Source organism: Lysobacter yananisis, assembly GCF_031199375.1.
GTDB lineage: Bacteria > Pseudomonadota > Gammaproteobacteria > Xanthomonadales > Xanthomonadaceae > Lysobacter > Lysobacter yananisis.
On record NZ_CP133568.1, the window covers coordinates 4,366,799 to 4,389,278 of the forward strand.

Consider the following 22,480-nt stretch of genomic DNA (forward strand, 5'->3'; position numbering starts at 1 on the left):
CCCGCCGACGTTTCCCTTTCATCGGCGCCGGCCTTCGCGGCGCGCCTGAAAACCAGACAAGGAGTTGGACCATGGGCAATAAGGAAGAATTCATCGCCGACCTGTACCCGGCCGCGGTGCGCGTGTCCAAGCAGACCGGCATGTCGGCCGAACTGATCCTGGCGCAGGCCGCGCTGGAAACCGGCTGGGGCGAGAAGGTCCTGCCGGGCACCAACAACATCTTCAACATCAAGGACAGCAAGGGCTGGGACGGCCCGAGCAAGACCTTCAACGTGTGGGAGATCGAGGGCGGCAAGAAGGTCTGGAAAGACCAGGATTTCCGCGTCTACGGCTCGATCGACGAAGCCCTGACCGACCGGGTGAAGTTCCTCAAGGAGAACAGCCGCTACACCAAGGCCGGCCTGTTCGAGGAAGGCACCCTGGGCAACCTGGAAAAGGAAGCCAAGGCGCTGCAGAAGGCCGGTTACGCCACCGACCCGCACTACGCCGAGCAACTGGCCAAGGTGTTCAACGGCCCGACCATGCGTCGCGGCATCGCCCTGGCCGAAAGCCGCGGCGCGCCGGAACTGCCCGAACACAAGCCCGGCGAGCACAAGCCCGCGACGCCGGCCAAGCCGGCCGATGCGATGGCCGACGGCCGTCTGCGCCACGGCGAGGAAGGCCCGGCGGTCAAGGCGATGCAGGAGCGCTTGAACGAACTGGGCTTCCGCGACGCCAAGGGCCAGCCGCTCAAGCCCGACGGCGATTTCGGCGCCGCGACCAAGCACGCCCTGCAGCAGGCGCAGCGCGCCTATGGCCTGGACGACGACGGCATCGCCGGTCCCAAGACCCTGGAGGCGCTGAAGAAGGCGCCGCCGGAGAAGGGCGCGCTGCTGTCGGATCCGGCCAACCGCGACAACGGCCTGTACAAGCAGGCGGTGGAAGGGCTGGAGAAGCTCGGCCCGGGCGCGTTCAAGGATCGCGCCGAGCTCGAGCGCGCCGCCGGCACGCTGACCTACGAGGCGCGCGTGAGCGGCCTGACCAGCATCAACGCCGTCGTCGCCAACGCCAACGGCACCGGCTTGTTCGCGGTGCAGGGCGAATTGAACGATCCGTCCGCGCGCCGCGTCCACGCCGACAAGGAGCAGGCGGTGAACACGCCGCTGGAGCGTTCCAGCCAGCAGCTGAAGCAGGACGTGCCGGAGCAGCCGAAGCTCGCGCCGGAGCAGGCGCAGGAGCGCGCTCCGAAGACGATGACCGCCTGAGTCGTGCCGGCCGATTCGCGCTGCCGTGCGCGGATGCGCATCGGCGCGGGGACTCGGTCGGGTAGCGAAGCCTGCGCCGAAAGGATTCGGTGCAGGCCGGGACAAGGACGAAGCCGCGGCGCTGGATGCGCCGTCAGGGACGACGCGGCGATGGATCGCAAGCCAGGGACGTCGAGGCGCGGAAGAGGCATCAAGGACGACGCGACACGGACGCGGCAGGGACGCGAGACATCAAGGACGACGCGACACGGACGCGAGACATCAGGGACGAAGCGGCAAGGACGCAGCAGGGACGCGAGGCATCAAGGACGACGCAACAGGGACGATGCACCACGCACGATGCAAGGACGCCAGAAGCAACACCGCCACGGACGGCGAGCAGGGCAGCAGCGGCAACGGACGGCGCGCAAGGGAGGGCAGGCCAGGGACGGCCGGGCGAGGGATCGCCGCCCAGGCAGTGAGCGCCGGACCCTGGCGCGTTGCGGACGCCGGGGCCGCGTACGGCCCGGCGATGGGGCGGCAGGCGGCCGATGCGGACGACGTGCCGCGGTGCGCAGAACGTCGACGGCTCCGGCTGCGACAGTGATCGAAGTGTTCCAACGAGGAAGCAAGGCATGACATTCACGACGACGCGGTGCTCCCGGATTCTGGCGCTGGCCGCGCTGCTGGCCTTGGCCGGCTGCGACATGGCCTCCAACAGTCCGCCGGCGGCGGCCGCGCAGGAAAAACCGTCGGTGGCGGCGCCCGCGCCGGCAGCGGCGGCGATGGCGTGCCCGTCGCAGGACTTCGAAGCGTTCCTGGCCGCGTTCGCCGACAGCGCGCAGGTGCAGCGTGCTTTCACCCAGCGCCCGCTGCGCAGCGAGAGCGTCGACGCCAACGCCGATCCCGAGCCCAAGCCGGTGGTGGCGATGCTCGACGGCGATGCGCTGAGCTTCCCGCTGATGCCGAGCCGCGAAAAGCAGCAGGCCGACGGACTGGTGCTGAGCCAGACCGAGCTCAACGGCGACAAGCAAGTGATGCTGGCCAAGCCCGATACCGATTACCAACTCTCGTTCTTCTTCCGCAAGGGCGAGTGCTGGACCTTGTACCGCATGCGCGACGACTCGCTGTGACCGGGCCGCGCTGACGAACCCCGTTTCGATCAGCGCCGCTTCGATCCGCAAGTCCGGCGCGACCGGTCACCCACTCCAGGATTCCAGGAGCCGACATGTCCTACCAAGACGTCATGAACACCATCCTGCCGCCGCAGCAGGGACGTTCGCCGCACATCACCGGCCATTACGGTGAGCACCGCGGCAACGGGCCGCACGGCGGCTCGGACTTCAATTACGTCGGCGGCCAGGCCGGGGTCAACCTGACCCATCCGACCATCCACTCGCCGGTGGCGGGCACGGTCGAGTTCGTCGGCGGCCGCTACGGCACCGTCACCATCGTCGATGGCGAGGGCAACCGCCACCAGTTGCTGCACACCCAGAGCCAGTCGGTGGTGGTCGGCCAGCGGGTCGAGCCGGGCACCGCGATCGGCACCATGGGCGGGCGCGGGCCGAACGGCGAGGCGCAATATGCGCAGCACGTCCACTACCAAATGAAGGACGCGCAGGGCAACAACCTCAATCCGGAAGACTTCTGGAACCGCCGCCAGCACGTCGGCGGGCAGAACACCGGCGGGCACAGCGCCGCGCAGCCGGCCGCGGCGGGCGCCGACGGCGTGCTGCGTCAGGGCGAGCGCGGCGCCGAAGTGCGCGCGATGCAGGAAACCCTCAACCGTCTGGGTTATCGCGACGATCAGGGCCGGCCGCTCGCGGCGGACGGCGATTTCGGCGAACGCAGCCGCCAGGCGGTGGCGCGGTTCCAGCGCGAGAACGGCCTGCGCGAGGACGGCGTCGCCGGCCCGCGCACCCTGGACGCGCTGCGCGAGGCCGGCCCGCGCCGCGACGAGACCTCGCTGATCTCCAATCCGAACCACCCCGACAACCGCATGTACCGGCAGGCGCTGGAAGGCCTGGAGCGGCTCGGCCCGGACGCCGGCTTCCGCACCCCGCAGGACCGCGAACGCGCCGCCGCGACGCTGACCTACGAGGCGCGCATGAGCGGCTTCAAGGAGATCAACCATGTCGTGCAGAACGTCAACGGCAACGGCGTGTTCGCGGTGCAGGGCGGCTTGAACGATCCGGCCCATCACCGCGTGTACGCCGACAAGCAGCAGGCCATGAACCAGAGCGTGGAGCAGACCAGCCAGCGCCTGGCCCAGGACGCGCCGGCGCCGAAGCTCGACCAGCAGGCGCAGGAGAAACAGCAGACCCAGCAGCACCAGCCGCCGCGCATGACGCTGGGCTGATGCGGTTGGGCCGCGGCGGCGGATGCGCCGCGGCCGCGACAGCAAGCAGGCATCGCCCGGCACGGACGCCGCGGCGGCGCAGCAGTTCGATCGGTACCGGCACCGCGTCTTCGGTGGAGGTGGAGCGCCGGTATCGGTCGAGAGGATCCCGCAGGCCAGGGACGGCATCGAAGTCTCTGCGGGGTTCGCGACAAGGACGTCCCGGCTTCGTCCGCGAGGGCGGGGCAGGCACGGCAGGCTCGATCGCTAGGGAGATCGAGCCTGCCGCTGCCGCTTGCCCGGGCTCGCGGGTCGCGGGTCGCAAGCGCATGGCCGGACGCCCCGGTTCGACCATGGCCACGGCAAAGGGGTAGGCTGCAGGCGGGCCTTCGATGGGCCCGCGGCGGCCGTGAATCGCGACCGGAGCCGCTCCGGCAAGGAGACGACGATGAATTCGCAGGACCAACAATTGCGGGCCGGCACCGATGCCTCCTCGCAGACCCTCGACGAGGTGCGCCGGGCGCAGCAGCGCAATCTGCTCAGCAGCCCCAGCCACCCCCAGCACGATCTGTTCTCGCAGGTGCGCGTGTGCCTGGACCGCCAGGATGCGGCACGCCAGTTCAGCCCCGGCGAACGCGACAACCTGGCCGGCGCGCTGCTGCTGGAGGCCACCCGCGAGCGCCAGCGCGTGGACGGCGTCGCCTTCAGCCAGGACGGCAAGCGCGCGTTCGCGATCGAGGGCGAAGCCGATTCGCCGACCCGGCGGATCAGCTTCGTCGACACCGAACAGGCCGCGCAGCAATCGCTGCAGCGCAGCAGCGAGCAATTCGCGCAGCTGGCGCGCGAACAGGACGTGCGCGACCAACAGCGCCAGGCCGAGCGCGAGCGCGACAACGAGCGCCAGCGCCAGAACCCCGAACGCAACGACGAGCAGCAACCGCAGCAGTCCGCGGCCGCGCGCGCATTGACGCGCGAGCGCGACTGAGCGCGCCGTCCGGCGCGCAGGCCCAGGAGGACCGATGAGCAACACCAGCGAATACCGCCACACCGTCCAGACCAAGGGCAAGTTCCAGATCGTCGCCCTGACCCGCGAGTCCGAGTTCGACCAGCAGGATGTCTACGCCTATGCGGTGATGTCCTCGGCCGGGGTCAAGCTGCGCCAGGAACTGACCCTGGGCGACGCCCAGAAGTGGATGGATGACGAGATCCTCAAGGAATTGTTGTCCAACGGCAGCCTTTCGCCGGATATGATGGCGCAATCGCGCCCGGCGGAGCGTTCCGGGCTCCGGACAGGCCGGAAGCGACGCTGACCGACAGCGGGTTCGGGGATCAAGCAGGAAGTAAAACGTGAAAGGGAAGGCGATTGGCGCCATCGTGGCGCTGCTGGCGACTGCGGTCGCGGGACTGTACCTGTCGGGCTATCTGACGCTGATGCTGCTCAAGCTGCAGGCGCCGCTGGCCTGGGACACCTATCTGCAGTACCTCAAGGCGCTCGACCTGCCGCAGGTCAAGCCCTACGCCGGCAAGATCAAGGCCGGCGGCCTGCTCGGCTTCGGCTTCCCCGTGCTGCTGTACCTGGGCCTGCTGTATCTGCTGTTCATGCCCAAGAAGCAGTCCATGCACGGCGACGCGCGCTTTGCGACCGCCGGCGACCTGGACAAGAAGGACATGTTCAAGTCGACCCCGACCTCGGTCGTGGTCGGCAAGTACAACGGCAAGCTGGTCCAGCTCAGCGGCCAGCAGTTCGTGATCCTCGCCGCGCCGACCCGCTCGGGCAAGGGCGTCGGCATCGTCATCCCGAACCTGCTCAACTACCAGGGTTCGATGGTGGTGCTGGACATCAAGCAGGAGAACTTCGACCTGACCAGCGGCTGGCGCGCGCAGCAGGGCCAGGAGATCTTCCTGTTCAACCCGTTCGCCGAAGACCGCCGCACCCATCGCTGGAACCCGCTGACCTACGTGTCCAGCGACCCGGCGTTCCGGGTCTCGGATCTGATGAGCATCGCCGCGATGCTCTACCCGGACGGCTCGGACGACCAGAAGTTCTGGATCAGCCAGGCGCGCAACGCGTTCATGGCCTTCACCCTGTACCTGTTCGAAGCCTACGACGACGCGCAGAAGGTCGGCTTCCCGTTCGCGACCCAGCCGACCATCGGCGCGGTCTACCGGCTGTCGTCCGGCGACGGCAAGAGCGAGCTCAAGCCGTTCCTCAAGGGCTTGTCGGAGCGTCCGTTCCTCAGCGCCAACGCCAAGTCGGCGTTCGCCAACATGCTGTCGCAGGCCGACGAGACCTTCGCCTCGATCCTGGGCACGTTCAAGGAACCGCTGAACCCCTGGATCAACCCGGTGCTGGACGCGGCCACCTCGGCCGACGATTTCCTGCTGACCGACGTGCGCAAGAAGAAGATGACGATCTACGTCGGCATCCAGCCGAACAAGCTGGCCGAGAGCCGGCTGATCGTGAACCTGTTCTTCAGCCAGATCATCAACCTCAACACCCGCGAGCTGCCGCAGAACAACAAGGAACTGAAGCACCAGTGCCTGTTGCTGATGGACGAGTTCACCTCCATCGGCAAGGTCGACATCATCGCCTCGGCGGTGTCGTACATGGCCGGCTACAACATCCGCCTGCTGCCGATCATCCAGAGCATGTCGCAGCTCGACGCGACCTACGGCAAGGACGTCTCGCGCACCATCATCACCAACCACGCGCTGCAGATCATCTACGCCCCGCGCGAGCAGCAGGACGCCAACGACTACTCCGAGATGCTCGGCTACACCACGGTGCGCAAGACCAACGTCACCCGCGGCAAGGAAGTCTCGCGCAGCGAGTCCGAGGAACGCCGCGCGCTGATGCTGCCGCAGGAACTCAAGGCGATGGGCTTCGACGCCGAGGTGTTCCTGTACGAAGGCATCCCGCACCCGGTGAAGTGCGACAAGATCAAGTACTACCAGGACAAGCTGTTCACCCAGCGCCTGCTGCCGAAGGTCAACGTGCCGATGCTGGACATCAAGGTCGGCTGATCGGGCCGGAGCCCGCGGACGCACCGCACCAGGACGCCGCCGGATTCCGGCGGCGTTTTCGTTTCCGCGGCCCCCGGCTCTCGCGCAGGCGGCGGACGGGCGGGGCGCGGCGGGCGAGGGCGGGGCGCCGTTGGCGCCGCTCCGACCCGGCGGCCGTCGCGCGCGGCGAAACGGGGCAGTGCCGCTGCCGACTTGACTGAGTTTGGCGTTTCGTTCGGCTAACAATTTATTAGCAATCGCCGCGAAGGCCGCGTGCTAGAACGGAATCGCCGGGCCTTCAGGCTTGGCTCCATCGGAACAACCACGAAACGAAAAGGAGTCGTAACGTGAGCAATCTGATCCGTGCCGTGCAGGTGTCGCTGAACATGCGCGCCAACAATTCGACCCAGAGCATCCGTTCCAAGTACATCTACTGGATCCTGTTCTAAGCGACAACGCTCCGCGTAGTTCGTAGCAGCGCCAGGGATGGTCGCAGACCATCCCTGGTCTTTGGAGGCTCGATGACGGAACGCACGACGAACGCGGAAGTGATTTCCATCGACCATCTGCTCGAGCGCGTCCGCCAGGAAGGGCCGGTGCTCGACTTCCAGGGCGACGTGGTCGGCATCTTCGACCCGGTCCTGGCGGTCAAGGTCGACAAGGCCAATACCGACCGGCTCACCGTGCCGGATTCGCTGATCGATTTCCTGGGGCTGCGCAAATCCAGGGACCCGCTGGCCTGGAGCGTGGTGCGCACGGTGCTGATCGAACAGTCCGGGCGGCTCTCGCAACCCGAGCACCTGCGCGGCCTCTACTCGCGCATGCAGGCGTTCCTGGCGCAGCGCGCCGGCTCGGTGCGCAACCTCAGCGAGCTGAGCTGGTGGACCATCTCGCAATCGCTGCTGCCGATGCTGATCGACGGCCTGGACGAGGCCGACACGGACGCGCTGATCGGCGAGCAGAAGGCCCGCTACAACGGCATCGTCCTGCAGAACTTCTCGCCCTGGCAGCGGATCGTCGACTTCGGCCGTTCGCGCAGGGCGGCGCGCGCGGTGAGCCGGCAGATCCGGCAGCGGCTGCGCGACGGCGATCGCCGCGAGGATTTCCTGCAGTCGCTGCTGCCGCTGGCCGAGCGCATCGGCACGGACCGGGTCGCCTACCTGGTGTCGGTGGTGCTGGCGGGCATGTCGGGCCTGCCCGGGATCACCGCGGCCAGCCTGGCGTACGCGATGTACCGTTTTCCCGAATGGCGCGAGCGGATCCGCGCGGAGACCGCCGCGCTGAGCCTGGACGCGCTGTGCGCGTTGCCGATGAGGGAGCTGCCGTGCACGGCGCGGTTCATCAAGGAAACCATCCGCGTCTGGCCGGGCCTGTTCGCGTTGCGCCGCCCGGCGTTCCACGACATCGAAGTGGACGGCATCCGGGTCAAGAAGGACGGGGCGTACGAGATTTCCTCGTACTACCAGCACCATTGCCCGCATTACTGGGACGCGCCGGACGTGTTCGACCCGGACCGCTGGCTGGCCTCGCGCCGGCAGTCCAACAAGGGTGCGTTCGTGCCGTTCGGATTCTCCTCGCGCGCCTGCATCGGCAGCTCCGTCGGCCATGCGCAGCTGGTGCTGTTCTGCGCGCTGTTGACCCGCGATTTCGACATCCAGGTGCAGGAGCAGCCCAAGCCGTGGATGCAGCTGGAAGGCTTCGCGATTCCGGTCGATTTCACCGGCATCGTGACGCCTCGCGGCGCGGCTGCGGCCTGACGCGCGCCGGATCATGGCCTCCCCGGCGGCGGACGCCTGGCGCCGGGCATTCGCTTATGACTGCGGGTTCTGGGAATAGGGCATCGGCGCACGGCATTCGCGGCGCGGGTCGCGCGCCAACGACGCGGCGGCGGGTCATAATGCCGGCAGCACGCACGCCCGGCCGACTCCCATGAACGATCTGCGCATCACCCTGATCCAAGGCGCCACGCGCTGGCACGATCCCGCCGCCAACCGCGAGTACTACGGCGAGTTGATCGGCCAGGCCCAGGGCATCACCGACCTGGTGCTGCTGCCGGAAACCTTCACCAGCGGCTTCAGCAACGAGGCCATCGGCAACGCCGAGACCATGGACGGGCCGACCGTGGCCTGGATCCGCGAGCAGGCCGCGCGCCTGAACGCCGCGGTCTGCGGCAGCGTGCAACTGCGCACCGACGAAGGCGTGTTCAACCGCCTGCTGTTCGCCACGCCCGACGGCGCGCTGCGGACCTACGACAAGCGCCACCTGTTCCGCTATGCCAAGGAGCACGAGCGCTACGCCGCCGGCCGCGAGCGGTTGAGCGTGGAATGGAAGGGCTGGCGGATTTGTCCGCTGGTCTGCTACGACCTGCGCTTCCCGGTGTTCTCGCGCAACCGCTACGACGTCGAGCGCCCCGGCGCGCCCGACTACGACCTGCTGCTGTACGTCGCCAACTGGCCGTCGGCGCGCGCCTATCCGTGGAAGACCCTGCTGCGCGCGCGCGCGATCGAGAACCTGTGCTACGTCGCCGGCCTCAACCGGGTCGGCACCGACGGCAACGGCCTGCACTACGCCGGCGACAGCGCCGTGATCGATTTCCTCGGCCATCCTGTCAGCGAATGCACCGACGAGGAAGTGGTGGTCACCACGACGTTGCAGGCGGCGGAACTGGCCACGCATCGCGCGCGGTTCCCGGCGATGCTGGACGGCGATCGGTTCGAACTGGCCTGAGCCGTCGCGGGCGGTGCCGCACCGGCTGTTGCGGCCTGTGCGCATGCGCAACCGCCTGCGCGCGAAGTCTCCACACCGTCATTCCGGCGAAAGCCGGAACCCATTTTGATTTATTGCCGCGCTCTGTTTTGCGGGCAGCTTTGAAGCAAGATCAAAATGGGTTCCGGCTTTCGCCGGAATGACGGTCTTGAGGTTTCGCGCCCCCCGATCCGCGCCGCAAGCGCGTTCGAAGCTTCAATAGTGCTCCGACGCGCGCGAGCGCGCCGCGTCCGCCTGGATCTCTTCTTCGCTGAGCCCGCGCTTGTGGAAATACACCTGCTCGGCCGCCCAGCGCAGCGGCGTGGAGTTCAGCAGCAGGTCGAACGGCCAGTCGAACTGGAACCGGTCGAAGGCCCAGCGCAGCGCGCGCTTGCGGCGGAAGCGCGGGGCCGCGTCTTCGGCGATGGATTCCGGTGCCGGGCCGACGCCGCGCGCGTGCAGCGCGATGGCCTGGCCGAGGGTCTCGCCGTGCGCCCAGGCCGAATGGATGCCGCCGGCGGTGACCGGCGAGACGATGCCGGCGGCGTCGCCGGTCAGCATCGCGCCGTCGCGCGCCAGCGGGAACACCGGGCCGCCGCAGGGGATCAGTCCGGCGCGGGTGGCGGCCGGCTGCAGGTCCGGCGCGAGGCCGACCGCGTCGCGCACCCGCGCCAGGAAGCCGTCGATGTCGGGCACGCGCGCGCGTTCGGGGTCGTGGCGCAGCGCCAGGCCGGCCTGCACGCCGGTCGGGTTCTGCGCGACCCAACCGATGTAGCCCGGCGCGTAGCGCTTGCTGACGAAGCAGTGCAGGGCGCCGGATTCGGGCAGCGACGCGCCGGGGAACTCGTACTCGATCCCGTACAGGAACTCGTGCGTGCGGCCCAGTCCGGTGCGCTCGGCCACGCGCGATTTGGCGCCGTCGGCGCCGACCAGGAAGCGCGCGCGGCCGACGCCCTCGATGCGCCAGCCTTCGCCGTCGCGCTCGGCCTGGGTGAACGAGGCGCCCAGGCGCAGGTCGACGCCGTGGCGCTGCAGTTCCTGCGCCAGCCAACGCATCAGCCGCGGCGTGTCGGTGGTCAGGAAGTAATAGCCGGGCGCGCTCAGCGCCATGCTGCGCAGGTTCGGCGAATACAGGCGCACGCGCTCGACCCGGTGCACGCAACTGTCCGGCGCGCGGCTGAGCCAGGTCTGCTCGGCCGCTTCCTTGACCACGATGCCGGTGGTGCGCAGCTTGTCGCCCGGATCGCGCTTGCGCTCCAGCACCACCACGCGCAGGCCGGCGCGCGCGGCCGCCAACGCGCAGGCGGCGCCGGCGAAGCTGGCGCCGACCACGACCAGGTCGCAATCGAAACGGGCGGTATCGGTGAGCATGGCGCGGACCTCGGTAGGGGGTGCGCCGCAGTGTGTCGGCCGAAGACGAAGCGCGTATGGAGCGTGTGTGAAGTGGCAACGAGGGTCACGCGCAAAGCGCTTACGCGGTCGGATGAATGCGCGAGAGGGCGTTTTTCGGCGGGTCGTGGCGACGCTTGCGGCGAGGGTGTGCGCACTGTCGCGCGTGGCTTTCCGCGCTGGCGATCCCGATAGGCGCGCGCAGGGGCGCAGCGCGCGCCGCTCAGCGCGGCTTTTTCGCCATCGTGGCCGCGACCATGCAACGCAGCGCGTCCAGCGCATCGGCCGCATCGCCATCGCAGGCCGCGCGCACGATCGCGCCGTCGACCGCCACTGCGAGCGCGCGCGCGCGGGTCTCGCGCGCGGCCCCCGCCGGCAGCAGCGCGGCGATGCGCGCCTGCATCGCGCGCTTGTGCGCTTGTGCGCGCTCGATCGCCTGCGGCAGCGTCGGCCCGAGTTCGGCCACGGCGTTGATGAAGGCGCAGCCGCGGAACTGTGGATGCGCGAACCATTCGGCCAGCGCCGGCGGCAAGGCCGCCGCGTCGTCGCCGAAGCGGCGCAGGGCGGCGTCGAACCATGCCATCCAGCGTTCGTGGCGATAGTCCAGGAACGCGAGGATCAACTCGTTCTTGCTCGGGTAGTGCCGGTACAGCGTCACCTTGGTCACGCCCGACTCGGCGATGACCCGGTCGATGCCGGTGGCGCGGATGCCTTCGAGATAGAACAGGTCGTGCGCGGTCTGCAGGATGCGCTCGCGCGCGCTTTGCGGCGCTACGGCGCTGCGGTGGGTGTTGTGGGTGGCGGCGCGAGCAGGCATGGGCCGATGGTAGACCGGTTCGTCTACGCGCGCCATCTATGTAGACAGGTTGGTCTACAAGGCGTAGCGTGGACGTAGACAAGTTTGTCTACCTCGCTTAGGAGCCGTCCCATGGAACCGCGCCCGCCGCTGCCCCCGTTCACCCGCGACACCGCCGCGCACAAGGTGCGACTGGCCGAGGACGCCTGGAACTCGCGCGATCCCGAGCGCGTCGCCCAGGCGTATACCGTCGACACCCATTGGCGTAATCGCGCCGAATTCGTCGAGGGCCGCGAGGCGGCGACCGCGTTCCTGCAACGCAAGTGGAGCCGCGAGCTGGAGTACCGCCTGATCAAGGAACTGTGGGCGCACGACAGCCACCGCATCGCGGTGCGCTTCGCCTACGAATGGCGCGACGATTCGGGGCAGTGGTACCGCAGCTACGGCAACGAGAACTGGGAATTCGCCGACGACGGCCGCATGGCGCGACGCATCGCCAGCATCAACGACCGGCCCATCGCCGCCAGCGAGCGCAAGTTCCACTGGCCGCAAGGTCGGCGCCCGGACGATCATCCGGGTTTGAGCGAACTGGGCCTGTAGTCCGACCGGGCCCGCGTAGGATCGGCGCGAGCCGCGACCGCGGGGTGGCAGGTCGCACCGCGACTCTGGGCAAGCGCCCGTCGCTACGTCGGCTGCGGGCGGCTGTCGTCGTAGCTGCATTTCCGCGGTCGCGGCTTGCGCCGCTCCTACAGGTAGATCGCCAGCGTCGGACTTGCCCTGTAGGAGCGGCGCGAGCCGCGACCGCGGGGTAGCAGATCGCGTCGCGACCTTGAGCAAGCGCGCGTCGCCGCGTCGGCTGCGGGCGGCAGTCGTCGTAGGTGCGTTGGCGCGGTCGCGGCTTGCGCCGCTCCTACAGGGAGCGGCCGTTGGATGCGGACGATCTGGTCGCAAACGCCCATGTCCCCGCGAGGGCGGGGCTAACCGCGAGCGCGGGGCGAGGCCTCGCAGCGTCGAACTCGTCGGCAGGCGCCGGTCGCGGCGACGACGGCGCGGCTGAGCCTCAGGCGTCCAGCCCGGCGTACACCGCATCGCGCAGGTCGAGGGTGAACTGTCCGCTCATCCCCTCCAGCGCGGTGTTGGTCAGCGCGACCACGCTCAAACCGCGTTGCGGGTCGATGAACCAGGAATGCCCGTACACGCCGCCCCAGGCGAAGGTGCCGCGCGATTGCGGGGTGGCCGCGGCGACGGGATCGACCAGCACCGCGGCGCCGTAGCCGTAGCCCCAGCCCGGGTCCAGGCCTTCGATCGGGGCCGGGGTGTGCGGCTGCAGCATCGAGGCCGCCGACTCGGGCGCCAGCAGTTCGCCGCCGCCGCGGCGCAGCGCTTCCAGCAGCTTGAGCACGTCGCCGGCGCTGCCGGCCATGCCGGCGCCGCCGGAGGGGTACGAGGCGGTTTTCTCGATCCGGCCCGGGGCGTAGCGCAGGACGCCGTCGAAGAACGCAAGTTCGCTGCCGTCGTGCATGCGCAGCGGGCGGCGCGAGCCGTCGGCGGCGACACCGTCGCTGTAATGCGCGGCCAGGCGCTTGTAGTCGGCGACCTGGAAGCCAGTGTCGGCCATCGCCAGCGGCGCGGCGATCAGTTCCTGCACCAGTTGCGGCAGCGGCGTGCCGGTGGCGCGCGCCAGCGCTTCGCCGAGCACGTCCAGGCCGAGCGAGTACTTGAAGCCGGTATCGGGCGCGAAGCGCAGCCGGGTCGCGCCGAGGCGGCGCAGGTTTTCCTCGATGTCCAGGCCGGGCTGGTCGAAGCCGTCGGACACCGCGTGGGTGTCGTAGTCGCTGCCGGCGGCTTCGCCGAAGCGGTAGCTCAGGCCGGAGCGGTGGGCGAGCAACTGGCGCAACGAGATCTCCGGCGCGCTGCCGTCGGCGAGTTGCGGCCGGAACTGCGGCAGCCAGCGCGTCACCGGCGCGTCCAGGTCGATCCGGCCCTGTTCGGCCAGCTTGAGCGCGACCGCGGCGACGAAGGGCTTGGTCACCGAGGCCAGCAGGAAGATCGTGTCCTCGCGCATCAGCCGGTCGGACTCGCGGTCGGCCTGGCCGGCGGCGCGGCGGTACACCGGTTCGCCGTCGCGCGCGACCAGCACCACCGCGCCGACCAGGCGGCGTTCGGCCAGGGCGCGGTCGAGCGCGTCGTCGACGCGGTCGCGCAAGGACAGGGCCGCGGCGGGCACGGCGGAGGCGGGAAGGTTCATGACGGGCACTCCTGCGCAGGGACGCTACGAAAATGGCAGGAATTGTGCATTGCACAAGTGACCGTGGCGAAACACTGCGGTGTCGCGCAACGGATTGTGCGCGGCCGGGCATCGGCGCAGGGATTCGCCGTTGTTTGCCGATGTTGTCGGCTTGTTTGCCGGCGTTGCCTGGCATCTGTTGGCTACGGAAACGACGAAGGGCGCTCGCGCGCCCTTCGTCGGTCACCTTGGCGCTGCCTGCGCGCGCTTAGCCGCGCGGACCGCGGCCGCCGCCGGGACGGCCACCGCCGCGCGGGCCGCCCGGACGCGGCGCGCCGCCGGGACGGGCATTGCCGCCCGGGCGGGCGTTGCCACCGCCCGGACGCGCGCCGGCGCGCCCGGCGCCCGGCGGCTTGCCGCCGCCAGGACGGGCGTTGCCGCGCGCGGGGCGCTCGCCGCCGTAGGGGTTGAAGCCGCCCGGGTTGGCGTGGTCGGAGGGGAAGCTCGGGGCGTTGCCCGGGTGGCCGTAGGGTCGCGCCGCGCGCTGGCCCTGACCCTGGCTGCGGCCGCCGTTGCCGGCAGCGCCACCGCCGTAGGGGTTGCCGCCGCCGCCCGCGCCGCCGAAGCCGGCGCCGCCCTGCGAACGGCCGCGGCCGCCGGCGCGCGCACCGGCGCCCGCGGGCTTGCCGCCGCCGCCGCCCTTCTTGCCGCGGCCGTCGGGGTTGCGGTGGCCGCTGGGGCCGGTCTCGACGCCCTCGGGCACGTACCAGGTGCGGAACGCCGCCGGATTGCCTTCGGGCAGCGGCTTGACGCCCTTGTCCTTGCGGGTCTTGAACGGCTTGTTGGACTGCTTGGCCGCGGCTTCGCCGCTGACCGTGAGGCCGCCGTGCTTGCGCGGGCCGCCGCGGCCGCGGCCGCCGCGGTCTTCGCGCACATGGTCGAAGCGGCGCAGCTCGCGGCCTTCGTCGGCGGTGTTGTGGCCGCCGACGTAGCCGTGGGCGCGCTCGCCGCCGGACAGGTGCACGGTCGACTTGGTCGCCTTGCGCTGGCCGATCACCGGCTGCAGGGTCAGCGCCGAGGGCTGGCCGTCTTCCAGGCCCAGCTCCTTGCGCAGCGCCTCGACCTTGTCGCCGGCCAGTTCCTGCGAATGCCCGCGCAGCAGTTCGCGCGGCAGCGCCACGCCGCCGTAGCGGATGCGCTTGAGCCGGCTGACCTGGCAGCCCTGCGATTCCCACAGGCGGCGCACTTCGCGGTTGCGGCCTTCCTTGACCACGACCCGGAACCAGTCGTGCGAATCGGTGCCGCCGATGCGTTCGATCTCGTCGAACTTGGCCGGGCCGTCTTCCAGCGACACGCCGCGGGCGAGGCGGTCGACCAGGTTGTCCGGCACGGTCTCCTCGCCCTCGGGAGCGCGCACGCGGCAGACGTACTCGCGCTCGACCTCGAAGGAGGGGTGCATCAGCGCATTGGCCAGCTCGCCGTCGGTGGTCAGCAGCAGCAGGCCGGTGGTGTTGATGTCGAGGCGGCCGATCGCGATCCAGCGCGCGCCCTTGAGCGCGGGCAGCGAATCGAAGATGGTCGGGCGGCCTTCGGGGTCTTCGCGGGTGGTGACTTCGCCTTCGGGCTTGTTGTACATCAGCACGCGCGAGGGCTCGGTCAGGGCGCTGGCGACGAAGCTGCGGCCGTCCAGTTCGATCTTGTCGCCGCCCTTGATGCTGACGCCGACCTGGGCGACATCCCCGTTGACCTTGACCAGGCCATCGGCGATGCGCTGCTCCAGGGCGCGGCGCGAGCCCAGGCCCGCTTGCGCGAGCACTTTGTGCAGGCGTTCTTCCAGGCGCGGCGCTTCGGCCGCGGCGTCGCTGGCGCGCTTCAGGGAAAGCTTGCGACGGGTTTCTTCAGTCATTTGTCTTGCTCCGGCCGGTCGTCTTCGGACTCGGCCTCAAGTTGCGGAACGTGCTCGTTAAGAGCGTCGGTCGTCGTCTCGACGGCGGGTTCGCTTTGTTCGTGTTCGTTCGCGTCCGCCGCGCGCTCGCCCGGCGCGGCTTCGGGGTCGTCCGACAGGACGGTGTGTTCGGTGTCTTCGTCCGTCGCCGCGGCGGGCGCGTCGGCGGACTGGGATTCGGGTTCGGCCTCGGCGGTGGGTTCGCCGTCGCGGGCCTGGGAATCGGCGGCGGGCGCTTGGGCCTCGCCGCCGGGTTCGGATTCGGACTGAGATTCGGAGCCGGCGTTCGTGTCGGCTTCGTCGCCGGCGGCCGCGTCGGCTTCGGCCTTGTCGTCGGCGTCGGCGCTCGCGCCGGCTTCGTCGTTGGCCGCCGCGTCGGCGCCGTCGCCGGTCGCCGCGGCGCTGTCGCCGTCGGCGTTCACGCCGGCCGGGATCGGCGCGCCGTCCAGCGGCAGCTGCGGCTCCAGTTCGCCGATTTCCTTGAGTTCGGACAGCGGCGGCAGGTCGTCCAGGCGCTTGAGGCCGAAGTAGTCGAGGAAAGCCTTGGTGGTGCCGAACAGGGCCGGCTTGCCGGGCACGTCGCGGTGGCCGACCACGCGGATCCACTCGCGCTCTTCCAGCGCCTTGATGATGTTGCTGCTGACCGCCACGCCGCGGACCTGCTCGATCTCGCCGCGGGTGATCGGCTGGCGGTAGGCGATCAGGGCCAGGGTTTCCAGGGTGGCGCGGGTGTAGCGGGTCTGGCGCTCGGTCCACAGCCGCGCGACCCAGGCGTGGACGTCGGCCTTGACCTGGAAACGGAAGCCGGAGGCGACCTCGACCAGCTCCACGCCGCGCTCGGCGCAGCCCTCGCGCAGCGCCTGCAGCGCGCTCTCCACGCTGTCCGGCGGCGGCGGCTGGTCCTCCGGGAACAGCGCGTGCAACTGCGCCAGCGACAACGGCTGGTTGGCCGCGAGCAGGGCGGCTTCGACGATGCGGGTGATCAGCGGTTGGTCCATTACAGCCTGGATTCGCGATTCGGGAACGGGGATGGGGCGAGGCCGCGGGCGGCCGGGCGGGGCGGGTGCAGCGGTCGGGGCAGGCGCGCCGGCTTGCGGGTCCGCGACGCGGACGGGCCGGCGCGCCGGTTCACGCCGGGTCTTCGTCGTTGGCGGCCGAGTCGAACTCGCTGCTGAGCTCGATCTCGTCCGGGTCCTTCATCAGCGCCAGCGACTTGGCGTAGATCGGCGCCAGCGGCGCGTCCTGGACGATCTCGACCAGCTGCTCCTTGGCCAGGGTCAGCAGGCCGAGGAAGGTCACCACCGCGCCAAGACGGCCTTCCTCGACCGTGAACAGCGATTCGAAACGGTAGAACGCGCCGTCCGACATGCGCGCGAGCAGCTCGCCCATGCGTTGGCGCACGCTCAGCGCGTCGCGCTTGATCGCGTGCTGGGTGTACAGCTCGGCGCGCTTGAACACGTCGTGCAGGGCCAGCAGCAGTTCCTTCAGCTCCACCGGCGGCGGCAGCCGCACCGCCGCGCGGTCGGGGACGAAGGCCTGCACCGGCGCGGTGTCGCGGTCCTGGCGGGGCAGGGCGTCGATGTCCTCGGCCGCCTTCTTGTAGCGCTCGTACTCCTGCAGCCGGCGGACCAGCTCGGCGCGCGGGTCCTCTTCCTCGCCTTCCTCGTTGACCGCGCGCGGCAGCAGCATGCGCGACTTGATCTCGGCCAGCATCGCGGCCATGACCAGGTAGTCGGCGGCCAGCTCGAAACGCATCTCGTGCATGGCCTGGATGTATTCGACGTACTGGCGGGTGATGTCCGCCACCGGGATGTCGAGGATGTCCAGGTTCTGCCGGCGGATCAGGTACAGCAGCAGGTCCAGCGGGCCTTCGAACGCTTCCAGGATGACTTCCAGCGCGTCCGGCGGGATGTACAGGTCCTGGGGGATCTGCAGCACCGGCTGACCATGCACCACCGCCAGCGGCATCTCCTGCTGCTGCGGCGCGGTCGGGCCTGGAACCTGGCCTGGTTTGGGCCCGGCGACGGATTCGGCGGTGGAGTCCGCGGCGGATTCGTCGGCGGGCGCGGCTTGGTTGGTCATCGGAAACCGGCCCCTCCGGGCCGTGGGCACAGCTTGTTGCGACGATGCGCGCGGCACGGGGCTGCGCCGGGACCGACGCCGGGCTGCGGGGAAGACCCCTGCGGCCGGACGAAACGTCCCTACGGGTGCTACGGACCACTCAAAAAGGTGTGCGCTGCTGGCCCGAACAAGTCCGGCCTGCGCGCCGGTCGGAACCTGGCGGGCGGGGGCTGAGGAGGCTTGCGGGCGCGGGCCGGAGGACTGCGGCGATGCACGCGTACCGGCGCACGAGAGGTGCGGGGGAGTACGAGGGCGAACGTGGCGACGGGCGTGGGGTTCCGGTCGCGACGGGGTTTGCTGCATCCGGCCTGACGGCAATCGGGGTTTAGGGTAAGGGCTGGGGGCGATGGTGTCCAGCGCCGGCATGAACGCTGCGCCGCCCGGCGGGGCCGCTGCCGGCCGGCCGCCTGCCATGGCGCGGCGCGTTCTAGTGCAAATGATCGACTCGACGGCGCCAAGCTGATTCGGAAAATGTGCAGGGCGCGCAGGTGGTTTATGCTCTGCATGCGCAGGCCCGTTGGGGGACGGCATGCGGCTAGACTCGCGGTATCGCGCGCGTTTCGCGCGGCTTTTGGGGAATCACAGGATGAAATCAGCAAGGATCGCGGCCCTCGCCTTGGCCGTGGCATTGGCCGCATGCAGCAAGCCGGCACCCGCGCCGCCCGCGGCGGCCGCGCCTGCGCCCGCCGCCAGCCCGGCGGCCGCGCCCGCCGCCGCGCGCTCGGCCCTGCCCGAAGGCGCCTGCGCCAAGACCGAGGACGGCTTCGCCAGCTTCCTGGAGGCCTTCATCGCCGAGCCGGACAAGCGCGCCGCGTACACCTCGCCGAATTTCGAAGTCCGCGAGATCAAGGCCCCGGACCAGCCGATCGCGCACCAGACCGGGCCGACCGAGCCGTTCCGGATCGCCCTGGTCGACTACCAGTGGTCCTATTTCGAGCCCGGCAAGCCCGACGGCGAGCTGGCCCGGATCAAGCTCGACCGCAAGCTCGAAGGCGACCGCATGCGCCTGGATTTCGCCAAGGCCGAGTTCTCGCCCGACGATGAAGTGGTCAAGACCTTGGGTCCGCCCGAGGCGTACGTGTTCCAACACCAACAAGGGTGCTGGCAGCTGACCCTGCAGCTGCGCTGACCAGCGCGCCCGCGACACCGACGCGGGTCCGGCCCCATCACCCTGCGCGCGAGCGCAACGAAACATCGACATGGAGAAGTGCGATGCCCAATTACAAGATCGTCGAATCGGTCGGCAGCAAGGTCCAGAACGTCCACGACTTCGAAGACATCGATCGCCACCACCCCAGCCGCGGCAATGAGAAGGGCCGCGTCTACGGCACGGTCAACGGCGAGCGCGAGGAGTTGCTCGGCAACTACAACGGACGCGCCACCGTCACCCGCGACGGCGACCATTTCGTGTCCAAGGACTTCGTCCTGCAGGCCGGCGGCTCGGCCTCGGTCAAGGTGCCGGCGGTGGCCAACGGCTACATCGGCAAGATCGACCCGGCCAACGGCATCGTCCAGATCTACGACAAGCCGGCCAACGACCCCAGCCGCGAGATGATCGCCCAGTACCGCCACCTGGACCTGCGCAACACCAACCTGCGCGAAGGCCAGAAGATCGAGTACGGCGAGTCGGTCGGCATCCAGGGCGGCTTCAACAAGGGCAACCCGAACGCCTTCGGCAAGCACGTCCACCTCGACATCAACACCAGCTACCTGCCGCAGGCCGACCGCTACATCCGCGACATGGACAGCGGCGCGATCACCACCGACAAGCGTCCGCCGCATTCGGAAAACCTGACCGGCAACGCCAAGGTCAGCGACGTCTCGGGCAAGGGCAGCATCGTGCACAACCCCGGCACCAACGCCGGCAACGCGCACAACCACGACCACAAGCCCGGCGACAAGCACGACGCCCCGGCGATGGCCGACGGCGTGCTGCGCAAGGACGAGCACGGTCCGGAAGTGAAGGCGATGCAGGAGCGGCTCAACGCGCTGGGCTACCGCGACGCCGAGGGCAAGGCGCTGGTCGCCGACGGCAAGTTCGGCGACCGCACCAAGCACGCGGTGGAGCAGTTCCAGAAGGACCACCCGGGCCTGACCGTGGACGGCATCGCCGGCCCCAACACCCTGCGCGAGCTCAAGACCGCGCAGCCGCGCCACGACGCCAACGCCGGCCCGCTGCTGTCGGACCCGGCCCACCGCGACAACGCCATGTACCAGCAGGCGGTGTCGGGGCTGGAGAAGCTCGGCGGCTTCAAGAACCACCAGGAGCTCGAGCGCGCCGCGGCCACGCTGACCTACGACGCGCGCATCAGTGGCCTGACCGAGATCAACCACGTCACCCGCAACGCCAGCGGCAACGGCCTGTTCGCGGTGCAGGGCGAGCTCAACGATCCCAGCCACAAGCGCGCGTATGTCGACGCCAACCAGGCGGTCAACCAGAGCGTGGAGCAGTCGACCCAGCGCCTGCAGCAGGACGTGCCGCAGTCGGCCAAGCAGCAGGACCAGAGCCAGCAGCAGGAGCAGCAGCGCAACCAGCAGGTTCCGGCCAAGGTCGCCTGATCGCCACGGCGGTTCGCGTTACCGGCAGCCCGCATCTTCGGATGCGGGCTGTTTCGTTTGCGCGCCCGTAACGCCGCGTCGCGCAATGCCGCCGCGGCGCGGGCGGCCGCTACAATGCGCGCTCTCCCACGCCGCTGTGCCGAGGTTCGCCATGTGGTATCTGATCGAAGGTTACGACGTCGCCGACGCGCTGCCCAAGCGCGGCCCGGCGCGGCCCGCGCACCTGCAGCGCCTGCACGATCTGCGCGACCAGGGCCGCCTGTTGCTGGCCGGGCCGTGCCCGGCGATCGACGCCGAGGACCCGGGTCCGGCCGGTTTCAGCGGCAGCGTGATCGTGGCCGAGTTCGAATCGCTGGACGCCGCGCGCGCCTGGGCCGACGCCGATCCGTACGTCGAAGCCGGCGTGTACGCGCGGGTCGACGTGCGGCCGTTCCGCAAGGTGCTGCCGTGAGCCTGCCGCGCGAGCAGCGGGTCGCGGCGATCCGCGCCGCGATCGAGGCGGCGCTGGCGCCGACCGCGCTGGAGATCGAGGACGAGAGCCACCGCCACGCCGGCCACGCCGGCGCCCAGGACGGCCGCGGCCATTTCCGCGTCGCCGTGGTCAGCGCCGCGTTCGCCGGCCTGAACCCGATCGCGCGCCATCGCGCGGTGTATGCCGCGGTCGGCGAACTGATGACCACCGACATCCATGCGTTGTCGATCAGCGCCAAGACGCCGGGAGAGGCTTGAGGAAACAGCGAAGAGGAGTGAGGAGCGAGCAAAAGCCGCATTGCTCTTGCTCACTCCTCACTTCTCTTCGCTCACTTCTCGGCTCTTCGCCTGCGCTGCAGCGCAACATGGATCCGCCGGGGATTGCGCGGTTTTCGGGCCGCTAGCCGGTTTTCATAACAAGCGCTTTACACTCGTTCCTGAAAACGTTTACAGTCGTCGCAGTTTCCAGCCGCGAGGGGCGGTCGAGGACTGTGGTGAGCGTGACGATCAAAGATGTCGCCCGCGCGGCCCAAGTGTCGGTGGCGACAGTATCGCGGACCTTGAACGGCCATGGCAACGTCGCCGAGGACGTGCGCCGGCGCGTATTGGCCGTGGCCAACGACCTGCGCTACACGCCGCACGCGGCGGCGCGCAGCCTCAGCAGCCGCCGCACCCAGACCCTGGGCGTGGTGTTGCCGGACCTGCACGGCGAGTTCTTCTCCGAACTGGTGCGCGGCGTCGACCAGGTCGCGCGCGAGCATCGCCTGCACCTGCTGGTGTCGAGTTACCACGGCCAGCCCGAGGAACAGGTTTCGGCGCTGCGGGCGATGCGCGGCCGGGTCGACGGCCTGCTGGTGATGTCGCCGTATGCGGCCGCACAGGTGTCGATCGCCGAGGAACTGTCGGCGACCCTGCCGACGGTGCTGATCAACGCCCAGGACGCCAGCGCCGACACGCCGTCGCTCAACGTCGACAACTACGGCGGCGCCCAGGCGATGGTCGAATATCTGGTCGGGGCGGGGCATCGCCGCATCGCCTTCATCGCCGGGCCGGAAGACAACTTCGACGCCAACGAGCGCCTGCGCGGCTATCGCGAAGCGCTGGCGCGGCTGCTGCCGGGCGCGCGCGAATGGGTGCTGCCGGGCCGCTTCGACGAAGCCTCCGGCCACGCCGCCGGCAGCGCGCTGCTGGCTGCGGACGAACGTCCCGACGCGGTGTTCGCCGCCAACGACATGATGGCGCTGGGCTGCCTGTTCGGGCTGGTCCAGGGTGGGCTGCGGGTGCCCGGCGACATCGCCGTGACCGGCTTCGACGACATCCCGCTGGCGCGCTACGTCCACCCGGCGCTAACGACCATGCGGGTCAATATCGCCGAGTTGGGCGCGCGCGCGGCGCGGATGCTGCTGGCCCGGCTCAATCCCGAACCGGCCGCGGCGGATGCGGCGGCGGCCCATGCCAACCCGGCCCACGCGGCTGGGACAGACGAGGACCCGACACCCGCCGACAGAGCGGGCGACAACGATTCCAACCCGGAAAAACCGCGGCAAAGCGAGCCGCTGCGGCCTGAATTGATCGTGCGCGAATCGGGACTTCGCCGGGGGGGCGGCGCCTGATCCGGGCGAAAAAAATTTGGCCGCGCGTGTAAGCGATTACAACGAATGCC

At 69.8% G+C, this 22,480-nt stretch carries 19 protein-coding genes and 1 pseudogene; 14 read left to right on the top strand and 6 right to left on the bottom strand.

The features are described from left to right. Nucleotides 1-71 precede the first annotated feature (71 nt). The 8 genes from RDV84_RS18400 (at nt 72) to RDV84_RS18435 (ending at nt 9,291) form a co-directional block, all read left to right on the top strand. A complete protein-coding gene (locus RDV84_RS18400) occupies nt 72-1,244 on the top strand; it encodes a glucosaminidase domain-containing protein (protein WP_309151149.1) in 1,173 nt (390 codons plus the stop codon). A 614-nt stretch (nt 1,245-1,858) separates the two neighbouring features. Next, on the top strand, nt 1,859-2,356 hold the full coding sequence (locus tag RDV84_RS18405) for a hypothetical protein (protein ID WP_309151150.1): 498 nt from the start codon (nt 1,859-1,861) through the stop codon (nt 2,354-2,356). A gap of 95 nt (nt 2,357-2,451) precedes the next feature. Then, complete coding sequence (locus RDV84_RS18410; RefSeq protein WP_057947824.1) at nt 2,452-3,582, top strand: XVIPCD domain-containing protein; 1,131 nt, start codon at nt 2,452-2,454, stop codon at nt 3,580-3,582. A 427-nt stretch (nt 3,583-4,009) separates the two neighbouring features. Next, nucleotides 4,010-4,546, top strand: a complete 537-nt coding sequence (locus RDV84_RS18415; protein ID WP_057947823.1) for an XVIPCD domain-containing protein — start codon at nt 4,010-4,012, stop codon at nt 4,544-4,546. 34 nt (nt 4,547-4,580) lie between these two features. Continuing rightward, on the top strand, nt 4,581-4,871 hold the full coding sequence (locus tag RDV84_RS18420; protein ID WP_057947822.1) for a hypothetical protein: 291 nt from the start codon (nt 4,581-4,583) through the stop codon (nt 4,869-4,871). A 37-nt stretch (nt 4,872-4,908) separates the two neighbouring features. Then, nucleotides 4,909-6,585: a type IV secretory system conjugative DNA transfer family protein gene (locus tag RDV84_RS18425; RefSeq protein WP_425606234.1), complete on the top strand. Its 1,677-nt coding sequence runs from the start codon at nt 4,909-4,911 to the stop codon at nt 6,583-6,585. 500 nt (nt 6,586-7,085) lie between these two features. Next, nucleotides 7,086-8,321 (top strand): cytochrome P450, encoded by a 1,236-nt coding sequence (locus tag RDV84_RS18430; RefSeq protein WP_057947821.1) that lies wholly within the window; start codon nt 7,086-7,088, stop codon nt 8,319-8,321. Nucleotides 8,322-8,493: 172 nt separating this feature from the next. Continuing rightward, nucleotides 8,494-9,291, top strand: a complete 798-nt coding sequence (locus tag RDV84_RS18435; protein WP_309151151.1) for an amidohydrolase — start codon at nt 8,494-8,496, stop codon at nt 9,289-9,291. Nucleotides 9,292-9,525: 234 nt separating this feature from the next. Here RDV84_RS18435 and RDV84_RS18440 read toward each other — a convergent pair whose 3' ends face one another. Next, nucleotides 9,526-10,680, bottom strand: coding sequence for an NAD(P)/FAD-dependent oxidoreductase (locus RDV84_RS18440; RefSeq protein WP_057947819.1), 1,155 nt, complete (start codon nt 10,678-10,680; stop codon nt 9,526-9,528). A 241-nt stretch (nt 10,681-10,921) separates the two neighbouring features. Further along, the gene (locus tag RDV84_RS18445; protein WP_309151152.1) at nt 10,922-11,515 is read right to left on the bottom strand and encodes a TetR/AcrR family transcriptional regulator; all 594 of its coding nucleotides are present in this window, start codon (nt 11,513-11,515) and stop codon (nt 10,922-10,924) included. A 111-nt stretch (nt 11,516-11,626) separates the two neighbouring features. On the opposite strand from RDV84_RS18445, the gene RDV84_RS18450 reads away from it, so the two are divergent. After that, complete coding sequence (locus tag RDV84_RS18450) at nt 11,627-12,094, top strand: nuclear transport factor 2 family protein (RefSeq protein ID WP_309151153.1); 468 nt, start codon at nt 11,627-11,629, stop codon at nt 12,092-12,094. A gap of 460 nt (nt 12,095-12,554) precedes the next feature. Here the strand turns inward: RDV84_RS18450 and RDV84_RS18455 are convergent, their stop codons facing one another. The 4 genes and pseudogenes from RDV84_RS18455 to RDV84_RS18470 all read right to left on the bottom strand — a co-directional run bounded on the left by RDV84_RS18455 (nt 12,555) and on the right by RDV84_RS18470 (nt 17,748). After that, nucleotides 12,555-13,742, bottom strand: a complete 1,188-nt coding sequence (locus RDV84_RS18455) for a serine hydrolase domain-containing protein (protein WP_309151154.1) — start codon at nt 13,740-13,742, stop codon at nt 12,555-12,557. A 247-nt stretch (nt 13,743-13,989) separates the two neighbouring features. Beyond that, a complete protein-coding gene (locus tag RDV84_RS18460; protein WP_309151155.1) occupies nt 13,990-15,627 on the bottom strand; it encodes a pseudouridine synthase in 1,638 nt (545 codons plus the stop codon). Beyond that, nucleotides 15,620-16,664 (bottom strand): annotated as a pseudogene (gene scpB / locus RDV84_RS18465) (SMC-Scp complex subunit ScpB). Before scpB ends, RDV84_RS18460 begins: the two are co-directional and overlap by 8 nt. Before the next feature lie 130 nt (nt 16,665-16,794). Further along, the gene (locus tag RDV84_RS18470; protein ID WP_057947815.1) at nt 16,795-17,748 is read right to left on the bottom strand and encodes a segregation and condensation protein A; all 954 of its coding nucleotides are present in this window, start codon (nt 17,746-17,748) and stop codon (nt 16,795-16,797) included. Nucleotides 17,749-18,373: 625 nt separating this feature from the next. Here RDV84_RS18470 and RDV84_RS18475 point away from each other — a divergent pair. From RDV84_RS18475 to RDV84_RS18495, 5 genes are all read left to right on the top strand, one after another. Next, nucleotides 18,374-18,916, top strand: coding sequence for a hypothetical protein (locus tag RDV84_RS18475; protein ID WP_309151156.1), 543 nt, complete (start codon nt 18,374-18,376; stop codon nt 18,914-18,916). Between the two features lie 83 nt (nt 18,917-18,999). Next, nucleotides 19,000-20,346 (top strand): XVIPCD domain-containing protein, encoded by a 1,347-nt coding sequence (locus RDV84_RS18480; protein WP_309151157.1) that lies wholly within the window; start codon nt 19,000-19,002, stop codon nt 20,344-20,346. A gap of 151 nt (nt 20,347-20,497) precedes the next feature. Then, nucleotides 20,498-20,797, top strand: coding sequence for a YciI family protein (locus RDV84_RS18485; RefSeq protein WP_057947812.1), 300 nt, complete (start codon nt 20,498-20,500; stop codon nt 20,795-20,797). Between the two features lie 2 nt (nt 20,798-20,799). After that, nucleotides 20,800-21,075, top strand: coding sequence for a BolA family protein (locus RDV84_RS18490; RefSeq protein ID WP_078996358.1), 276 nt, complete (start codon nt 20,800-20,802; stop codon nt 21,073-21,075). A gap of 236 nt (nt 21,076-21,311) precedes the next feature. Next, nucleotides 21,312-22,430 carry a LacI family DNA-binding transcriptional regulator gene (locus tag RDV84_RS18495; RefSeq protein ID WP_425606233.1) on the top strand — a complete coding sequence of 373 codons (1,119 nt, stop codon included), beginning with the start codon at nt 21,312-21,314 and terminating at the stop codon, nt 22,428-22,430. The last annotated feature ends 50 nt before the right edge of the window (nt 22,431-22,480 follow it).